The organism is Actinoplanes sp. CA-131856 (assembly GCF_050956135.1).
Taxonomy (GTDB): Bacteria; Actinomycetota; Actinomycetes; order Mycobacteriales; family Micromonosporaceae; genus Actinoplanes.
Genome location: NZ_CP191849.1, coordinates 6,554,779 through 6,573,587, shown reverse-complemented (window position 1 = coordinate 6,573,587; position 18,809 = coordinate 6,554,779). Strand labels below are relative to the sequence as shown.

The following is an 18,809-nucleotide window of genomic DNA, read 5'->3' as shown; positions in this document are numbered from 1 at the left end:
GGCTCCGGGAGGGCGTTCGATGAGTGGCATCGGTTTGGGTGGGGGACTGCGTCTCGTGCTGCCGGTCCTGCTGGTGGTGGGTGGCTGCGGTGTGCCGGGGGATGACTATGCGGCTCGGGTGAGGCCGTCCGCGCCTGTGGTGTCGCCGTCTCCTGACGCTGTGGTGGCGCCGGTCAAGTCCAGCATCAGCAAGGCGGGGTTCGCCTACTTTCTCGAGGTGGCGTTCGGGGCCGATCTGGGTGACGACTACCAGGCCGTCACCATGTGGGACAAGCCGGTGGTCACTGTTCGGGTTCGCGGCGGGTCGGCGAAGACCAAGGGCTGCCTGACCGAGGTGATCGCCGACTTCAACGGGCTTACCGCGCGGACGGATCTGAAGGTGGTGACCGGGGCGCCCGACATCGAGCTCTATCTCGGGTCCGAGACGAGGTTCCGTGCCGTCGAGCCGCACTATGTGACGGGGGACGACGGGTTCTACTACCTGTACTGGTCGGGCAAGCACGAGATCACCAACGCCAACGTGTTCGTCCGCTCGTCCGGTATCAGCGAGAAGGAACGTTGCCATCTGATCCGGATGGGCCTGACCGGGGCCATGGGTCTGGCGAAGCAGTCCGCCAAATATCCGGACAGCGTCTTCTACAAGGACTTCGGCACCACGCCGACGCGGTATTCGGCGCTGGACGAGGAGCTCATCGCGCTGATGTACGGCGGGGCGGTGCGGCCGGGTGACAGCAAGGGCGTCGTCAAGCAGACGGTGACGGTGAAGTAGGGCGGCGTTGGGCCGGTGTTCTTCGGGGAGCAGTGCGATGCTGAGGTGATCCCTGAACCGCCGCTGGGAGGACACCTCATGCTGCCCCTCACTGAAGCCAACCTGACGTCGCTGCCCGCGGGGGTGGCCGTCCCGAACTACGACCGGTCGCGGCTGCGTACCGGGATCGTGCACTTCGGAGTCGGTGGATTTCACCGTGCCCACCAGGCCATGTATCTCGATCGGCTGATGAGCGCGCAGACCGCCTTCGACTGGGCGATCTGCGGGGTGGGGGTGATGCCGGCCGACCGGCGCATGCAGCAGGTGCTGGACGCGCAGGACTGCCTCTACACCCTGGTGGTCAAGGCGCCGGACGGGACTCTCGACGCCCGGGTCATCGGGTCGATCAAGGAATATCTGTTCGCGCCGGACTCGCCGGAGGCGGTGATCGAGAAGATGGCGCAGCCCGAGGTGCGGATCGTCTCGCTGACGGTCACCGAGGGTGGGTACAACTTCAACGCCGTCACCGGCGAGTTCATGGCCGACAACCCGGACGTCCAGCACGATCTGGCCCTGCCGGGGGAGCCGCGGACGACGTTCGGGCTGATCACGGCGGCCATCGAGCGCCGCCGGAAGCGTGGGGTGGCGCCGTTCACGATCATGAGCTGCGACAACATCCAGGGCAACGGGGACGCGGCGCGGCGCAGCTTCGTGTCGTACGCCAGGTTGCGTGACCCCGAGCTGGCCACGTACGTCGAGGAGAACGTCCGGTTCCCGAACAGCATGGTCGACCGGATCACGCCGGTGACCACCGACGACGACCGGGACGAGGTGCGCAAGCACTTCGGGGTCGAGGACGGCTGGCCGGTGGTGTGCGAGCCGTTCACGCAGTGGGCGCTCGAGGACAGGTTCTCGTCGGGGCGGCCGCCCTTCGAGGACGCCGGCGTGCAGGTCGTGGCCGACGTCGAGCCGTACGAGCTGATGAAATTGCGTCTGTTGAACGCCTCCCATCAGGCGCTGTGCTACTTCGGATATCTGTCGGGCTACCGGCTCGTGCACGACGTGACCCGCGATCCGGTGTTCGCGCAGTTCCTGCTGGCCTACATGGAGCGGGAGGCGACGCCGACGCTGGAGCCGGTGCCGGGGGTCGACCTGCGCGAATATCAGCACCAGCTGATCGACCGGTTCTCGAACGCGCAGGTGAAGGACACCGTGGCCCGGCTGTGCGCGGAGAGCTCGGACCGCATCCCGAAATGGCTGCTGCCGGTGATCCGCCACAATCTGGCCCACGGGGGCGACATCCTGCTGTCGACGGCCGTGGTGGCGTCGTGGGCCCGCTACGCGACCGGTGTCGACGAGCACGGGCAGCCGATCGAGGTGGTCGACCGGCTGCGCGATCAGCTGGTGTCGCTGGCCCGGCGGCCCGAGCCGCTGGCGTTCATCCAGAACCGGGAGCTGTTCGGGGACCTGGCCGACAACGAGCGCTTCGTGGCGGCGTACACCTCGGTCCTGAACAGCCTGAACACCCGCGGAGCGAAAGCGACGCTGGAAGCTCTCATGGCCGGGGCCCTTTAAGCCGCCACCGGTCTGGCCGTGACCGGGCGGGCCCAGCGCACCGCCCGGTCGAGGATGGCCCGGAACATGATGACGACGCAGGCGACGCCGTTGAAGAACGAGGCGGTCACATCGGTCGGGTGGTGCATGCCGCGGTAGAGCCGCGCGGTGGCGACCAGAAGCGGGACGAGCACGAGCAGCCAGGCCAGGCGCTTGGCCCAGGTCTTCTTGAGCATGACGCTGAGCAGGACGGCCAGCCCGACGTAGAGGGCGACCGCGGCCGAGGTGTGCCCGGACGGGAAGCTCGAGGTGGGCGGCGAGTCGTCCAGATGCTGAACGGCCGGTCGCTGCCGGTCGATGACCAGCGTCGTGAACAGGAAGACCAGGGCCTGCGCGCTGACGGCGGCGCACAGGAAGAGGGGCTCCCGCCAGCGGTGCGTGGTCAGGCGCAGCCCGATGGCCACCGCGGCGGTGATGCCGACGACCACGGGGGTGCTGCCGAGCAGGCTGAAGAACTCCGAGACGTTGTTGAGGATCGGGTCCCGGTGCGCGGCGAAGTCCCGGTTGACGGCGTCCTCGGCGGTGAACGGCCAGTCGTGCGTCCAGACCTTGGTGACGAGCAGGCCCAGGGCGACCATGACGCCGAAGAGAACGGTGACAGGCAACAGGATCCGCGTGGCCACCCGCCCGAGGGAGGTGGCCCAGCTCGATGTCTCGGGGGGCATGGCGCGGTGTTTTACCCGATCGGGTGGCGCGTCAATCAGCCGACGGCGATCACGTGGTTGGTGAGGGTACCGAGAGCCGGGGAGGTCATTTCGATCGTGTCGCCGGGACACGTGGTGAAGTCGGCGTCCGGCACGATGCCGGTTCCGGTCAGCAGGACCACCCCGGTGGGGAAAGTGAGCGCCCGGAACAGCCAATCCGACAGGTCGTCGAAGCCGCGCGCCATGGCCGCCGTCGTGGTCGTCGCGGCATAAACCTCGCGGCCTTCGCGCCGGACCCGGAGGCCGATCTCGAACGGGCCCGGCGGGACCGCCCAGCTTGGCACGATGGCCGGGCCCAGCGCGCAGGAGCGGTCGTAGATCTTCGCCTGCGGCAGGTAGAGGGGGTTGTCGCCCTCGATCGACCGGCTGCTCATGTCGTTGCCCAACGTGTAACCGAAGATCTCGCCGGCCGCGTTGAGGACCAGCCCGACCTCAGCCTCGGGGACGTCCCAGCCGGAGTCGCGGCGGATCGCGACGGCGTCGCCGTCCCCGACAATCCGCCACGGGCTCGACTTGAAGAAGAGCTCGGGGCGGTCGCTGTCGTAGACGTCGTCGTAGAGGGAGCCGTGGCCGGACTCCTCCTTGCGCCCGTCGCGACTGCGCTTGTACGTGACCCCGGCCGCCCACACCTCCTGCTCGTCGACCGGAGCGAGCACCTCCTCGCCGGGCATGGCGCCGGCGTCGCCGTGGGTCGCCGCAGCCTCGACGGAGGCCCGGGCCTGGTCGAGGGGGAGGGCGAGCAGGCCGGCCAGCGTGCCGTCGAGCTCGTGCCATCCGGTGCCGGAGCGCACCGCCCAGCGCGTCCGGTCGCCGTCACGCAGGCGGTACATGGAGATCGACATTCAACCATCCTAGGTGCGGGGATACTCTCTTCGGATGCCTCGTGTGGTCCCGGCGGTCAGTCGCGCGCTCGACATCCTCGAACTGTTCCTGGACCGCCCGCAGCTGTCGGCCCGCGAGGTGATGGAGCGGCTCGACCTGCCCCGGACCACTGTCCACGAGCTGCTCGTCACGCTCGTCGACCGTTCGTACCTGATCGCGGTGCCCGGCCAGCCGGTGTTCTATCGGCTCGGCCTGCCGCTGTTCCAGCTCGGCGCGGCCTTCGCGGGCCGGCTCGACCTGGTGCACGAGGCGCAGAACGTCACGCGCGAGGTGGCCGCCGTGTGCAACGAGGCGGTCCACGTGGCGGTGCTCGACGGCGCGGACGTCGTCTACCTCGTCAAGGTCGACAGCACGCACCCGGTCCGCATGGTCTCCGGTGTCGGGCTGCGGCTGCCGGCGCACTGCACGGCGGTCGGCAAGGTGCTGCTGGCGGCCCTCGACCGGGTGGCCCTGGACGCCGTCCTGGAGAAGGGCGTCCTGCCGGGCATGACGCCGGACAGCATCACCGACCCGGACCGCTTGCGGGAACACCTCGAGGGCGTACGACTCGACGGCGTCGCCGTCGACGTGGGCGAGTCCGACGGCGCCATGCGCTGCGTCGCCGCGGGCATCCGCGACCACTCCGGCGCCGTCATCGCGGCCATGAGCGTCTCCGCGCCGATCATCCGCTGGACCGCGCAGGCGCACGTGGAGTGGACCGAGCTGGTCCGCGAAGGGGCGGCCACGCTGTCCGCGCGCATGGGATATCCGCAGCAGCCTCGATAGCCGACTCCGAAACATTGACACCCTTCGTGGTCCTGTTCTAGCGTCGCGTCCACTTCATACGAGATATCGAACCACGGTTCGAGATTTCGAACAACGAGGGAGGCGACTGTCGATGCGGTCCAGGCGCGAGTTTCTCGGGATGGGAGTGGGGGTGCTCGGCGCGGCCGGCCTGGCGGCGTGCGGTGGCACCTCGTCGTCGTCCACCAGCGTGCAGCCGGAGGTGCCGAAGGAACTGCTCGACGCCGCGGCGTCGATGAAGGGCACCTCGATGGGGCTGCTGTCGCAGAAGCTGTACTCGACGGCGGCCAACGACGCGCTCGACAGTTCGATCAAGAAGTTCGCCGACGCCACCGGTTCGACAATCGAGAACAGCCTCGTCCAAGCCGACGCCGGCGACGTGGTCGCCAAGATCCACGCCGAGGTGGAGGGCGGCGTGGCCCGCGACATGGCGTTCATGACCGACTCGCGGTTCATCGCCCAGTTCCACGCGCTCGGCGACCTGGAGGACGTGACCGACGTCGTCGAGGCGCTGACGGCCAAGTACGGCGAACCGTGCGCCGAGGCCAAGAACTTCTGCGTCTTCGACGGCAAGTGGTACGCCATCCCGTACCACTTCATCGGGATCGGTTCGTTCCTGCGCAAGGACTGGATGCAGGAGAAGGGCATCGCGCCCAAGGACGTCTACTCCTGGGAGGAACTTCGCGACCTGTGCCTGGAAATCTCCGACCCGGGCCAGCGCCGGTTCGGCTGGGGCATGACGGTGAACCGGTCCGGCGACGGCAACGGCATGATCGAGGCGCTGATCAACTCGTACGGCGGGGCGATCGCCTCCAACGACGGCCGCAAGGTCACCTTCGACTCGCCGGAGACCGTACGGGCGGTGACCTTCCTGGGCGACATCTACACCAACGCCAAGTACAAGCCGATGCTGCCGCCGGGCGTGGCCAGCTGGACCGACACCAGCAACAACGAGAACTGGCTGGCCGGCGTCCTCGGCTACACCCGCAACAGCTTCAGCATCTACGCCGACTCCAAGACCAAGAAGAATCCGGTGTACGCCAATACGCACGTCTTCTCCGACTGCGTCGGACCGGCGACCGACAAGTCGCTGCTGCTGGGGCAGTCGCAGGGCTTCGTGGTGTTCAAGGGGGCCAAGAACGCGCCGCTGGCCAAGCTCCTGGCGCAATATCTGGTCAGCGCGCCGGCGCTGGTCGGCGTGGCCAAGGAGGCGCCCGGCCTGGTCATGCCGGCCTGGGAGAAGGTCTGGGACGCCGACCCGTACTTCAGCGGCGGTGACCCGGCGTTCCCCATGGTGCGCACCATGTCGCAGCAGCCGCTGCCGCTGACCACCAAGAACGGCCTGAAGTTCCCGCAGAAGGCCAGCGCCGGCCAGCAGGCGGTGGTCGCGGCCTACGTCCTCACCGACATGATGCAGGAGGTCGTGCAGGGCGCCGCGCCCGCACCGGCCGTGACGGCGGCCCACGCGAAGATGGTGCAGATCTTCGCGCAGCAGGGGCTGCCGCAGTGACAGCGGTGCGGTCGGCGCCGGCCCCGGTGGAGAGCCCGCCGGGGCCCGGCTCCCTCACGACGACTCAGCGGCGGCTGGGCCGCGACTGGCGGCTGGCGATCGTGTTCCTGGCCCCCACGGCCGTGCTGGTCGGGGTGCTCGTGCTGGTGCCGATCGTTCGGTCGATGATCACCAGCACCACGGAACGGCACGGCGCCGACGACGTGTTCGTCGGCCTGAACAACTATCTCGCGCTGTTCGGCGACGATCAGTTCCGTACGGGCGTGGTGAACTCGTTCGTCTTCACGGCGTACGCCGAGATCTTCAAGGTCGTTCTCGGGCTGGCCGCGGCCCTGCTGCTGCACAACCTGCGCCGCGGGAAGGCCGTGCTGACCGGGCTGTTGCTGGTGCCGTGGGTGGTGCCGACGGTGGTGACGGCGTTCAGCTGGCGGTCGCTGCTCGACCCGATCTTCGGCAGCGTCAACACCCTGCTCACCTCCTCGGGCATCGGGCCGCTGCTGGCCGACCTGCACCTGGTCGGCACCTGGCCCGCGGGCTGGCTGTCCGATCCCTCGCTGGCGATGCCGTCGGTGATCCTGGTCAACGTGTGGAAGGGCGTGCCGTTCTTCACCATCTGCTTCCTGGCCGGGCTCAAGGCCATCCCGGCCGACCAGTACGAGGCCGCGACCATCGACGGCGCGTCGGCCTGGCAGCGGTTCGCCCACGTGACGCTGCCCGGGCTGCGCCACGTGATCACCGTGACGGTGACCCTGTCGTCGATCTGGACGTTCAACAACTTCGACCTCATCTGGCTGCTGACGCAGGGCGGCCCGGGCGACGTCACGGCGCCGTACGTGCTCGTCGCGTATTCGAAGGCGATCCTGCAACTGCAGTACGGCGCCGGGGCGGCGGTCACCCTGGTCATGTTGCCGGTGATCGCGGCGCTGGTGTTCTTCCTGGTCCGGCTGCTGCGCGAGGACCGCGAGCCGCTACCCACGAGGAGAGCGCTGCCGTGGGGCCTCGCCGTGGCGTTCACCGTCCTGCTGGCCTGGGCCTCACCGGAAATCTTCTGGAAGGCGGCGGTCGTCCTGGGGGTGATCCTGCTGATCGCGACGGCCATCGGCCGGCTGATCGCGGACCGCCGGCGCGCCGCGCCGGCCCTGTCCGGCCTGGGGCTGGCCGGTCTGCTGGTCTTCGTGCTGGGCCCGATGTACTGGATCGCCGTGACCGCCTTCAAGACCGAGGGACAGGTGGTCACGCGGGTCAGCGACCTGTGGCCGGCGCCGTGGAGCCTGGAGCAGTTCACGGCCCTGTTCACCAACCAGCCGTTCGGGCGCTGGTATCTCAACACGCTGCTGGTGTCGGCGGCGTCCACTGTGGTGGCGCTGGTGTGTGCGGTGCTGGCCGGATACGCGCTGGCCCGGCTGAGGTTCCGGGGTGCGCAGGGTTTCACGGTGACGGTGCTGCTGACGTACGTGATGCCGGGCGCGCTGCTGTTCATCCCGCTCTACCAGCTGCTGATCGGGGCGAGGCTGACGGACTCGTTGTGGTCGCTCGTGGTGACGTACCCGACCTTCACCATTCCCTTCGCCACCTGGCTGCTGGCCGGCTATTTCTCGTCGATCCCGGCCGACCTGGAGGAGGCGGCACTGGTCGACGGTTGTTCCCGCCTGCAGGCGTTCGGCCGGGTGGTCCTGCCGCTGGCCAAGCCGGGCATGCTGGCGGTGGCGCTGTTCACCCTGACCAACGCGTGGAACGAGTTCCTGTTCGCCTTCGTGTTCATCACGAAGGACGAGTACAAGACCCTCCCGGTCGGCATGCAGTCCATGATCGCCGGCGACGTCGTCCCGCAGGGCCAGCTGGCCGCCGCCTCCCTGCTCGTCAGCATCCCGGTGGTGGCGATGTACGCCTTCGGCCAGCGCTTCCTGACCGAGGGCCTGACCGCGGGCGCGGTGAAGGGCTGACGCTCAGTCCTTCCCGGTGGGCTTGGGCTTCTTCGATTTGGCCGGCTTACCCTTTTTCGCCGGCTCGGTGGGGGTTGCCGTGCCGCAGTACGCCGCCACGGAGGCCTCGCCGCCGGCCGCGGCGATGAGGTCCCGGCGATCCCGCCCGTTCATCGGCCTGCCGCCGCCGGCGGCCGTGTGCCAGGCCGCGCACCAGTCCGCCCGTGGAACGGCCGGGCGCGTGGACGAGCGGGACGGCGCCGGCGTGGGCTCCGGGGCGGTCGCCGGGGTGGGCGCGGGCGCCGGCACCACCGGCGTTCTCGGCGGCGTCGTGGCGTCGGGCTTCGAGAAGAGGGGAAGATTCCCGGTTTGCGCCGCCACCGCAGTGCTGCCGGCGAGCAGGAGGGCCACCGCCGTCACGGTGGACGCGATCAGGGTGCGCAGGCGCTTGTTCGGCTTCGGCGCCCGGCGGTACTCGGCGGCCATGGCGGCGGCCATCGCCTGCTCGCCGTGCCGCTCCTCGGCGGTCGCGGGGGCCCGGAGGGCGCCGAGCAGGTGGTCGAGCGCGGGGTCGGAATCGTCCTCTCGCCGGACAGGCATGGTCACACCCTCTCGCTGGAGTCGCGGCTCTCCGCCGCCCGGACACGAACCTGGGGATCGGCGGCCAGCCGGCGCAGGCCGCGCATGGTTGCGATGCGCACAGCGCCGCGCCGCTTGCCCAGCACCCGGGCCGTCGTGGCGACGTCGAGGCCGGCCACCACGCGCAGCATCACGGCCTCGGCCTGGTCGATGGGCAGGAGCGCGACCCGGCTCAGCGCCCACGCCGTTTCGGCGCCCTCGATGACCTCGGCCGCGGCGTCGGGGCCGGCCGAGCCGGTGTCGACGGTCGCGGCCGGGTCCTCGCGGCGCCGTCCCGTCCGGCGGAGCTCGTCGATGCCGCGATGCCGGGCGACGCGGAACAGCCACGCGCGGAAGCCGGCCGGGTCGCCGGTGAAGCGGCCGAGGTCGCGGGCGATCTGCAACCAGGTCTCCGAAGCGACGTCCTCGGCGGCGTCGCCGGCGAGCACCCGCAGGTAGCGCAGGACCGCGGGATGCAACGCCCGCCAGAGGACGGCGAAGCCCCGCTCGTCGCCGGCGCGCGCGGCGGTCAGCGCCGCGGCGAGCTCGTCATCCTTCGGCAAACGGTGCACCCCTCTCGAGAACAGGAGCACGGTACCGGCCGGCCGGTGTATCAGAAATATGCGCCCGTGAATGCGCCGCCTTCCTAGCGTTCCCTCGACGTTCGTCGATGACAAAGGGACGAGGGGTATGGGAAGAAAACGGGGGACGCTCGTTACGGCACTGACATTGGCGCTGGTAGCGGGCGTCGGTGGCTGGGGCTTCGTGGCGACGCGCGACGATGGCACGGCGGTCCGGGAGGACCAAGGTCTGTTCGACCGCTTCGGTGTGGCCGCCAGGGATCTGGTGGACGCCGACCGGACGGTGAAACCGAAGGCCGAGCCGGTCAGCGCCGGCCTCGCCCTCGACCAGCAACCGCCGGCCGCGAGGAAGTGGCCGGCGCCGAAGCGGGTCCGCGAGGTCGCCTCGCGCCGGACCGCGAACGGCACGGTCTACGAGCTGGCGGACGGGCGGCTCCAGGCGGAGATCTCGCCGGTGCCGGTCAACTATCGCGACGGCAAGGGCGCGTACCGGCCCATCGACACCCGGGTGCGGCCGGTGAAGAGGGCCGGTTACTCGCACGGGAACTCGGCCAACGCCTTCACCAGTCTGTTCGGTGACCGCGGCGTGCGGTTCGAGAAGGACGGCCGGGCGGTCGAGCTGGGCCTGCCCGAGACCGTGGCCCCGAAGGTGTCGGGCTCCACGGTGACCTATCCGGGCGCGGCCGGCGACGCCGATGTGGTCTACGACGTGAGCTCGACCGAGCTCAAGGAGAAGATCGTCCTGAAGCGGGCCCCGTCGGGCCCCGTCTCCTTCACATTCCCGCTGGACACCGAGGGCCTGACCGCGGTGCCGCAGCCGGACGGATCGATCGCCTTCCGCGGCGGCGGCGGAGCGACCGTGCTGACCATGCCGGCGCCGTACATGTACGACAGCAAGAGCGCGACCAGCGCGAAGGTGTCCCAGACGGTCACCGGCGACACGGTCACGGTCACCGCGGACGCGGCCTGGCTGACCGATCCGGCGCGGGCCTACCCGGTGGTGGTCGACCCGACGATCAAGGTGCAGCCGGTGCCGGCCGACGCCCAGGACGTCATGATCTCGTCCGGCGCGACGACCACCAACTACAACAACTCGTACGAGCTGCGGGTGGGCACCGACGCGACGGCGGCCTGGCGCTCGCTGCTGAAGTTCGACACCAGCATGGTGCCGGCCGGCACCGCGATCGACGACGCGCAGCTCCAGCTCTACTACGACTCGTCCTACTACGCGTACGGCCAGGACGTGCCGATGGAGGCGCGCAAGGTCACCGCCGCGTGGTCGGAGTCGACGGCGACGTGGGCGACCACGAACGCGGCGATCGCCGCCGAGCCGGCCGGCAACATCGTCACGGTCGACGACGGCGACGCCAACACGGCCGCCGTGGGCACCTGGACGGCGTCGGCCAACACCACGCTGACGTCGAAGGCGATCGGCGCCGACTACCGGGTCAACAACGACGCGACGACCGGGCACACGTACACCTACGTGCCCACCATCACCGAGGCCGGCGACTACCTGGTCGAGGTGCACTACGTCGGCGAGTTCGACCGGGCCGTCAACGCGCCCTACACCGTGCACTACAACGGCGGCTCGAAGACGTACACCGTCGACCAGACCACCCCGGTCGCGGCCGGCGGCTGGAAGACCCTCGGGGTGCACCCGTTCGCGGCCGGCACCACCGGCAAGGTCGTGCTGGGCGACGTCGCGGGCAAGGCCGTCATCGCCGACGCCGTCCGGTTCACCAAGGCGACGACGGTCAAGGCGAACAGCAAGTCCAGCGTGTGGTCGTCGTTCCCGGTGCGCAACGTCGTGCAGGAATGGGTGAACGGCACGGCCGCCAACCACGGTCTGATGGTCAAGGCCGTCAACGAGACCGACAAGGGCCGCGGCGGCGCGATCTTCCAGGCGTCCGAGTTCGCGTACGAGAACGCCCGCCGGGACGCGAACCTGCCGAAGCTGACCATCACGTACGGCAAGCCGGGTGTCGCGGTGAACGCGCCGACCACCATCACGGCGACCGGCGCGCTGCTCGACTGGCCGGCGTACACCGGCACCGACATCGCCGAGTACCAGGTGCACCGCAGCGTCTATCAGACGTGGACGCCGTCCGCGGCGACGCTGGTCGCCCCGGTCGCCAAGTCCACGACGACGTTCCAGGACAGCACCGCGTCACCGACGGCGGCGGCCGAGACCGACATCATGAAGCGCAAGTTCTTCTACTACATGGTCGCGGTCAAGACGACCGACGGAAAGATCCTCGCCGGTCCGACGGTGCCGGCCATGCTGCCGAAGGCCGGGCAGATCACGAAGATCTTCCGGAACGGAGTGGCCGACACGACGCTGTCAGCCGCGCAGCCGGCGGTGAACGTCAACAGCTACGCCGGTGACCCGTACGTCTCGCCGGGCAACAACTCGGCCGTGTACGGCGACACCCGCGGCCTGGTGAAGTTCCCGGTCTCCGGCATCGCGGCGAACGCCCAGGTGGTCGACGCGCAACTGCGGATGTGGAACGTCGGTCTCTACCCGGGCACCGACACCGACGAGAACGTCGACGCCTACCGGCTGACCCGCGCCTTCGACCAGGCCAAAGCCACCTGGAACACCAGCGACGGCACGACCGCCTGGACGACGGCCGGCGGCGACTACGACGCCACCGCGCTGTCCGCGTACAACGCCTTCACCAACGACCCGAAGTGGACGGCCTGGAACGTCACCGCCGCCGCCAAGTCGTGGGTGGCGACCCCGGGCACCAACCACGGCCTGCTGCTCAAGCAGCGCGACGAGGTCAACGCGACCGCACGGGCGATGCTGCTGAGCGCCGAGACGGCCGAGCCGATGCTGCGGCCCACGCTCGAGGTCACCTATCTGGAGCAGACGCCGGAGTCGACGTACTACGCGCCGCAACTGCCCGACGGGGCGCCGCCGGCGACCACGTTCACCACCCCGGTCTCGCTGTCGAACCCGACCGGGGCCACCTGGAAGGCCGCCGACTGGCAGCTGTCCTACAAGTGGTCGCGGGCCGACGGTGCGGCCGTCGCCGGGTCGGCCGCGGTGACCGCGCTGCCGGCCGACGTTCCGTCCGGCGGCACCGTCGATCTGACCGCGACGGTCACCACGCCGCCGTCGACCTCCGAGGGCAACAAGAAGACCGACTACACGATCAGTTGGGAGCTGAAGAACAAGACCACCGGGCAGAGTCTGGCCCCGCTGGCCCAGAAGATCGCCGTGGTCGAGCCCACCTCGGATCAGCTCGGCCTGGAGGACTTCTACTCGTACGCGGGGAAGAACACCGGCGCCGGCGGCACCCTGATGAACAACCTGTACGCCGGCAACACGGTCTGGCAGTACAACGCGTTCAGCAACCCGTCGCGCGGTCTGTCGTCGTTCGTCCGGCTCACCTACAACTCGCTGGACACCACCGACACCGTGGCCGGCTTCGGCTGGTCGCTGCAGGCGTCGTCGATGATGCGCCTGGGCTCGCCGCTGGACTTCCACCCGAACCCGAAGCCGACCCGGGTCACGTTCACCGACGGCGACGGCACCAGCCACTGGTTCACCCTCGACTCCGCCACCGGCACGTGGGTGTCGCCCAAGGGCGTCCACCTCTACCTGCAGCAGAAGACCGGCGTCGACTGCAAGCCCAACACCCAGGAGCCGCAGGCCTGGTCGCTGACCCGGCCGGACCGTACCCAGTTCTTCTACGACTGCGACGGCTATCTGACCTCCACCGTGGACAAGAACGGCAACACCATGCTGTTCACCTACGAGGAGCGCAAAAGCAACAACGCGCCGACGAAGTTCCTGCGCTACGTCACCGACCCGGAGTCCCGGCAGACGATCACGATCGACTACTGGGCCAAGGGCGAGAGCTTCGAGTACATCGACGACACCACGTGGACCCGGGCGGCCGGCGCCTCGCTGACCAACCCGAAGATCATCGACCACGTCAAGACGATCAGGGACGTGTCCGGGCGGGTGCTGTCCTTCACGTACACCGACAAGGGTCTGCTCGGCGAACTGGTCGACGGCGCCGGCTCGGCCGACGGCACGCCGAAGACCTTCAAGTTCCAGTACGACATGACCCAGGGCAACAAGAACGTCAAGCTGGTCAAGGCCACCGACCCGCGGGGCAGCAGCACGAGCCTGGTCTACAACTACCCGTCGGCCGGCGACGACCCGCAGTGGCACTGGCGCACGAAGTCCTACACCGACCGGCTCGGTGGGCTGACGCAGTTCGCGTACACCGACCCCGACGGTCCCCAGGGCGCCGGCGTGGACACGGTCGTCACCGACGCCGAGAACCACACCACCACCTACAACCACGACGGCTACGGCCGCGCGTACCGGGTGACCAACGCCAAGAACGAGGTCACCGGGCTCACCTGGGACGACCAGCACAACGTGACCGCGCTGACCGAGCCCAACGGCGCGGTGTCGGCCTGGCGGTACGACGCCAGGACCGGCTACCCGCTGGAGACGAAGGACGCGCTCGCGGTCAAGAACGGGTACGCGGGCACCGTCCTGACGTACCAGACCCAGCTGGGCGGCTACGTGGCGGATCTCGCCACGAAGACCAGCCCCGAGGGCCGCAAGCACACGTTCACCTACACCGCCGAGGGTGATCTGGCGACGGTGACCGACCCGGTCGGCGCCGTCACCACGAACACCTACGACACGTGGGGACGCTCGCTGACCTCGAAGGACGCGAACGGCAACACCACCACGTTCACGGACTACCACCCCAGCGGCTACCCGCGGAAGATCACCGACGCCGCCAACGCCACGACGACCTTCGCGTACGACGCCCGGGGCAACGTCACCGAACTCACCAACGCCAAACAGGCCAGGACCAGCCAGGGGTACGACACCTTCGGCCGGCCCAAGGACAAGGTCGAGCCGATCGACGCGGCCACCGGCCGCTATCTGACGACCAAGGCCTCGGTCTACGACGCCAACGACAACATCCTCACCGCGTACGCGCCGAACGGCGCCGTCACCACGGCGGTCTACGACAAGGCGGACCAGCCCGTCGAGACGATCGCCCCGAAGGACGAGCCCGGCGACCCGGAGCGGAAGACCACCACCACGTACGACAAGGTCGGCAACACGCTGACCGTGACCGAGCCGCAGGGCAACCTGACGGCCGCGGCCGGCGACTACACCATCACCACGAAGTACGACGCGATCTACCAGCCGATCGAGGTCGTCAACGGCGAGGGCCAGAAGGCCACGTCGGTCTACGACAACGTCGGCAACCTGGTGACGGTCTCCGACCCCCGGAAGAACGCCACCGCCGACACCGCCGACTTCACCAGGAAGTACGAGTACGACCTGGTGCACCGCGTGGTGCGGACGACCGACGCGGCGGGCCGGTCGACGAGCGCCCGCTACGACAAGGACGGCCTCACGGCCGGCACCACCGACGCGGACGGCAACGAGTCGCTCGCGACCTACAACGCGCGCGGCGACCTGATCGAGTCGAAAGTGCCGCACAGCAAGGACGCGGCCGGCGCCATCACCTATCGCACCACCAGATACGAGTACGACGCCGCCGGCAACCAGACCAAGCTGATCACCCCGCGCGGCGTCGAGAGCACCGGCGACGCCGACGACTTCGCCCAGGTCACCGTCTACGACGCGCTGAACCGGGCGAAGGAGGTCTGGTCGGCCTACAACAAGAGCGACAGCCGCTACAACACGCCGGACAAGACGCTGTACGAGTACGACCCCGCGGGCAACCTGACCAAGGTCAGCGCGCCACCCTCGGACGGTCAGCAGGTCCGCAACGACACCACCTACCAGTACTTCGACAACGGGTGGCAGAAGTCCTCGACCGATCCGTGGGGCATCGTCAACACGTACGACTACAACCAGCTCGGTCAGCAGACGAAGAACACGCTGACCTCGGCCGGTGGGTCGGTCACCCGGACGATGACCTGGGACTTCTTCCCCTCCGGCAGCCAGCGGGCGCGCTCCGACGACGGCGTGCCGGTGGGCCGGGACGTGGTGCTGGTCGACAGCTCCGACTCGAACAACACCGCGAGCCAGGGCACCTGGACCAGCGGCGCAGCGACCGGCCAGTACGGCTACGACGTCTACACCGCCCCCGCGGGCAGCGGCGCGGCGCAGTACAACTGGCAGCTGAACATCCCGCGGGACGGCACGTACGAGGTCTTCGTCTACTACCCGCAGGTCAGCGGGGCGGCCACGAACGCCCGGTTCACCGTCACCCACTCCGGTGGCAGCGCCGTCAAGACGGTCGACCAGACCACCGGCGCCGGCACCTGGGTGAGCCTCGGCAGTTACGCCTTCACCGAGGACGCGCCGCAGAAGGTCACGCTGACCGACCAGGCCACCGGCAAGGTGGTGGCCGACGCGGTCAAGCTGGTCCGCGCCAGCGCGGGCGAGACCGACGACGAGAAGAAGGAGTTCACCTACAAGTACAACGCGAACGGGTTCATGACCGAGGTCAAGGACCTCAGCCCGGGCGCGAAGATCGACACGTACCGCATCGGGTACGACGGCCTCAACCAGATCAGCAAGGTCGAGGAGGTCACCGCCGGCGCGGTCCGGAACACCACGGCGCTGACGTACGACGCCAACGGCAACCCGCTGACCACGACCCACGACGTCACGTGGTCGAAGGTCGAGTACGACACCCGGGACATGGTCGCCAAGGTGACGAACGCCGACTCGCCGTCGGCCGGCAACCAGCAGATCTCGTCGTTCACCTACACCGCCCGCGGTGAGCTGCTCAAGCAGGTCAAGCCCAACGGCAACACGGTCGACCTCGAGTACTACCTGGACGGCTCGGCGAAGCACCAGGTGGAGAAGACCTCCGGCGGCACCCTGGTGGCCGAGCACACGCTCGAGTACGGGGCCAACGGAACGCCGTCGCGGGACGTTCTCAAGCTGATGAACGCCGACGACACGGCGGACTACATCGACAACACCTACACCTTCGACTACGACCCGCAGGACCGGATCGCCAAGCTCACCAAGAGCGGGGACAGCTCCGCCACCGAGTCCTACCTGTACGACGCGAACGGCAACATCGTGTCGCAGACGGTCGACTCGGTGGAGACGAGGAGCCGGTACGACCGCAACCGGCTGCACTCCACCACGGCCGCCGGCGTGACCTCGACGTACAACTACGACCCGCTGGGCCGGCTGGACACCGTGTCGGTCGGTGGCGAGCGGGCGCAGAAGTATCACTACGACGGTTTCGACCGGACGGCCAAGGTGACCGCCGGCACCGAGTCGGCGACGTACGCCTACGACCCGTTCGACCGCACGACGTCGCAGACCGCTGACGGCAAGACGACCGTCTTCACCTATCTCGGCCTGGACAACCAGGTGCTGCGGGAAGAGGTGGCCGGCAAGGCCGACAAGTCGTACCAGTACTCGCCCTGGGGCCAGCAGCTCACCCAGATCAAGCACAAGGACGACGGAAGCCGCGAGTACTCGCAGTACTCGTACCGGCCGCGGGGCGACGTCATCGGGATCACCAAGGAGGACGGCAAGACCCGGGCCACGTACGGCTACACCGCGTACGGCAGCGACGACGAATCCCAGTTCACCGGCGCTGACAAGCCCTCTTCCTCCCCCGGGCAGGACGAGCCGTACAACGCGTTCCGGTTCAACGCGGCCCGCTGGGACGCCGGCTCCGGCACGTACGACATGGGTTTCCGCAATTACGACCCGGGCCTGAACCGATTCCTCACCCGGGACAACTACGGCGGTGCCCTCGGTGACATGGGCCTGACCACGGACCCGTTCACCAACAACCGGTACGCCTTCGCGGGCGGCAACCCGATCAGCTTCGTGGAGCTCGACGGCCACCTGTTCGGGATGTCCTGGTCCGATCTGGGCCACGCGGCGCTGGACGTGGTCGGCATGGTCCCGGTCGTCGGCGAGGTAGCCGACGTGGCCAACGGCATCTGGTACATGGCCGAGGGCAACTACGTCGACGGGGCGATGTCGCTGGCCTCGGCGATCCCGCTGGCCGGCAACGTGGTCGGCGCGGTCAAGGCCGCCCGCACGGCCGACAAGATCTACGACGCGGCCAAGACGGCCGACAACGTCGTGGACGCGTCGAAGGCGGCGACGCCGCCGAAGGCGCCGTCGACCACGAAGGCTCCGGACTGCAACAGCTTCGTCCCGGGCACCCGGGTCCTGCTCGCCGACGGCACCAGCAAGGCGATCGAGGACGTCGACATCGGTGACGAGGTCGCGGCGTCGGACGTCGAGTCGGGCGACCGGCAGGTTCGCCCGGTCACCCGCCTGATCAGCGGCGACGGGGTCAAGCGGCTCTACACGATCACGGTGGACACCGGTTCCGGGCCGGCCGACCTGGTCGCCACGTCCGGCCACCCGTTCTGGGTGCCCGACGCCGGCCGGTGGGTTCTCGCCGAGGACCTCGAGCCCGGCATGTGGCTGCAGACCGGCGCCGGCACGTGGGCGCAGGTCACCGCGGTCGAGCACGAGAAGCGGGTCCAGCGGGTCCACAACCTGACCGTCCAGGGCGTACACACCTACTACGTCCTGGCCGGCGGGACCGCTGTCCTCGTACACAACGACAACTGCCCCAACCCGGAAGCACAGGCGGACCTGGCGAACCGCCGCACGCAGGACAACATGAAGTCGGTCGCGGACGAGGACGCCGCCTACGACGCAGCCAAGGCCGCGGGCACGCCCAAGCACAAGCTGCCGAAGAAGAACACCTTGTCCCGGCTCGACTACGGCGGCCAGTCGTTCTACGGCAAGAACGGCCGGGCCGGCGGGCGCGCCACGCCGTTCCCCGGCAAGGGCAACCGGATGACCGCCACGTCGTACGAGGACCACGCCGAAGGCGATTCCTTCGCCAAGGCGATCGACTGGGCCAAGCAGAACAACCACAGCGGCGGCGAGGCGAACCTGTTCGTCGACCGCAACCCCTGCCGGTTCTGCCGCAACAGCATGGCCGGCTACGCCGAACAATTGGGACTCGACACCCTGAAGGTCTACGGTCCGAACGGGTTGCACGGCGTCTATACGAAAGCGACGGGTAGATATGTCCCGCAATGATGACGAGCCGAAGGTGACGGTGGAGTTCTTCGACCCGGAGTCCACCGAGGTCGTCGAGCTCGACGAGGTGACCGCGATCTACGGCTCGCTGGGCACCCGGCCGGCCAGCTTCACCTGGAACGATTGCGGCGACGAGGTGCTCACCGTCTCGGTCGGCGAAGATCATTCGACGGTGACGTTGCTGCGGGACCGGTCCTTCTACGACCTCGTGCACGCCGAGGTGGAGGGGGAGGAGACCATCGAGATGGACGGCGATGTCGTCGCATGGCCGAAGGCCCTGATCCTGCCACGGGAGAAAGGGCTGGAACTGCTCACTCAGATGCCCCGGGTGGACGAGGTGTTCGATCGCTACGAGTGGCGGATCCAGGACTGATATATCC

11 protein-coding genes are annotated in these 18,809 nt (G+C 68.9%); 7 read left to right on the top strand and 4 right to left on the bottom strand.

Features of this window, described 5'->3' with window-relative positions; genetic code table 11:
* The first annotated feature begins 19 nt into the window (after positions 1-19).
* Both ACQP2X_RS30515 and ACQP2X_RS30510 read left to right on the top strand, forming a co-directional pair.
* On the top strand, positions 20-769 hold the full coding sequence (locus ACQP2X_RS30515) for a DUF2927 domain-containing protein (protein ID WP_498687721.1): 750 nt from the start codon (positions 20-22) through the stop codon (positions 767-769).
* Between the two features lie 78 nt (positions 770-847).
* Entirely contained in the window at positions 848-2,323 is a 1,476-nt protein-coding gene (locus tag ACQP2X_RS30510) for a mannitol dehydrogenase family protein (RefSeq protein WP_498687720.1), read from the top strand.
* Here the strand turns inward: ACQP2X_RS30510 and ACQP2X_RS30505 are convergent.
* Both ACQP2X_RS30505 and ACQP2X_RS30500 read right to left on the bottom strand, forming a co-directional pair.
* Positions 2,320-3,027 (bottom strand): phosphatase PAP2 family protein, encoded by a 708-nt coding sequence (locus tag ACQP2X_RS30505; protein WP_498687719.1) that lies wholly within the window; start codon positions 3,025-3,027, stop codon positions 2,320-2,322. The genes ACQP2X_RS30510 and ACQP2X_RS30505 overlap by 4 nt on opposite strands.
* Before the next feature lie 35 nt (positions 3,028-3,062).
* Positions 3,063-3,908: a fumarylacetoacetate hydrolase family protein gene (locus tag ACQP2X_RS30500; RefSeq protein ID WP_498687717.1), complete on the bottom strand. Its 846-nt coding sequence runs from the start codon at positions 3,906-3,908 to the stop codon at positions 3,063-3,065.
* 34 nt (positions 3,909-3,942) lie between these two features.
* Between ACQP2X_RS30500 and ACQP2X_RS30495 the strand changes: the two genes are divergently transcribed.
* The 3 genes from ACQP2X_RS30495 to ACQP2X_RS30485 all read left to right on the top strand — a co-directional run bounded on the left by ACQP2X_RS30495 (position 3,943) and on the right by ACQP2X_RS30485 (position 8,184).
* On the top strand, positions 3,943-4,713 hold the full coding sequence (locus tag ACQP2X_RS30495; RefSeq protein WP_498687716.1) for an IclR family transcriptional regulator: 771 nt from the start codon (positions 3,943-3,945) through the stop codon (positions 4,711-4,713).
* A 112-nt stretch (positions 4,714-4,825) separates the two neighbouring features.
* On the top strand, positions 4,826-6,241 hold the full coding sequence (locus ACQP2X_RS30490) for an ABC transporter substrate-binding protein (protein WP_498687714.1): 1,416 nt from the start codon (positions 4,826-4,828) through the stop codon (positions 6,239-6,241).
* Positions 6,238-8,184: an ABC transporter permease gene (locus ACQP2X_RS30485; RefSeq protein WP_498687712.1), complete on the top strand. Its 1,947-nt coding sequence runs from the start codon at positions 6,238-6,240 to the stop codon at positions 8,182-8,184. Before ACQP2X_RS30490 ends, ACQP2X_RS30485 begins: the two co-directional genes overlap by 4 nt.
* A gap of 3 nt (positions 8,185-8,187) precedes the next feature.
* Here ACQP2X_RS30485 and ACQP2X_RS30480 read toward each other — a convergent pair whose 3' ends face one another.
* Positions 8,188-8,763 carry a hypothetical protein gene (locus tag ACQP2X_RS30480; RefSeq protein WP_498687711.1) on the bottom strand — a complete coding sequence of 192 codons (576 nt, stop codon included), beginning with the start codon at positions 8,761-8,763 and terminating at the stop codon, positions 8,188-8,190.
* 2 nt (positions 8,764-8,765) lie between these two features.
* Positions 8,766-9,344 carry an RNA polymerase sigma factor gene (locus ACQP2X_RS30475; RefSeq protein WP_498687710.1) on the bottom strand — a complete coding sequence of 193 codons (579 nt, stop codon included), beginning with the start codon at positions 9,342-9,344 and terminating at the stop codon, positions 8,766-8,768.
* Positions 9,345-9,471: 127 nt separating this feature from the next.
* Here ACQP2X_RS30475 and ACQP2X_RS30470 point away from each other — a divergent pair, with 127 nt between their 5' ends.
* Together ACQP2X_RS30470 and ACQP2X_RS30465 are read left to right on the top strand one after the other, a co-directional pair.
* Complete coding sequence (locus ACQP2X_RS30470; RefSeq protein WP_498687708.1) at positions 9,472-18,429, top strand: golvesin C-terminal-like domain-containing protein; 8,958 nt, start codon at positions 9,472-9,474, stop codon at positions 18,427-18,429.
* Complete coding sequence (locus tag ACQP2X_RS30465; RefSeq protein WP_498687706.1) at positions 18,416-18,802, top strand: hypothetical protein; 387 nt, start codon at positions 18,416-18,418, stop codon at positions 18,800-18,802. Before ACQP2X_RS30470 ends, ACQP2X_RS30465 begins: the two co-directional genes overlap by 14 nt.
* Positions 18,803-18,809: the final 7 nt, after the last annotated feature.

Excerpts from the sequence above, each read along its gene's own strand:
- ACQP2X_RS30470 (WP_498687708.1), top strand. The coding sequence starts at position 9,472 with ATGGGAAGAAAACGGGGGACGCTCGTTACGGCACTGACATTGGCGCTG.
- ACQP2X_RS30490 (WP_498687714.1), top strand. The coding sequence starts at position 4,826 with ATGCGGTCCAGGCGCGAGTTTCTCGGGATGGGAGTGGGGGTGCTCGGC.
- ACQP2X_RS30465 (WP_498687706.1), top strand. The coding sequence starts at position 18,416 with ATGTCCCGCAATGATGACGAGCCGAAGGTGACGGTGGAGTTCTTCGAC.
- ACQP2X_RS30515 (WP_498687721.1), top strand. The coding sequence starts at position 20 with ATGAGTGGCATCGGTTTGGGTGGGGGACTGCGTCTCGTGCTGCCGGTC.
- ACQP2X_RS30495 (WP_498687716.1), top strand. The coding sequence starts at position 3,943 with ATGCCTCGTGTGGTCCCGGCGGTCAGTCGCGCGCTCGACATCCTCGAA.
- ACQP2X_RS30500 (WP_498687717.1), bottom strand. The coding sequence starts at position 3,908 with ATGTCGATCTCCATGTACCGCCTGCGTGACGGCGACCGGACGCGCTGG.
- ACQP2X_RS30505 (WP_498687719.1), bottom strand. The coding sequence starts at position 3,027 with ATGCCCCCCGAGACATCGAGCTGGGCCACCTCCCTCGGGCGGGTGGCC.
- ACQP2X_RS30510 (WP_498687720.1), top strand. The coding sequence starts at position 848 with ATGCTGCCCCTCACTGAAGCCAACCTGACGTCGCTGCCCGCGGGGGTG.
- ACQP2X_RS30480 (WP_498687711.1), bottom strand. The coding sequence starts at position 8,763 with ATGCCTGTCCGGCGAGAGGACGATTCCGACCCCGCGCTCGACCACCTG.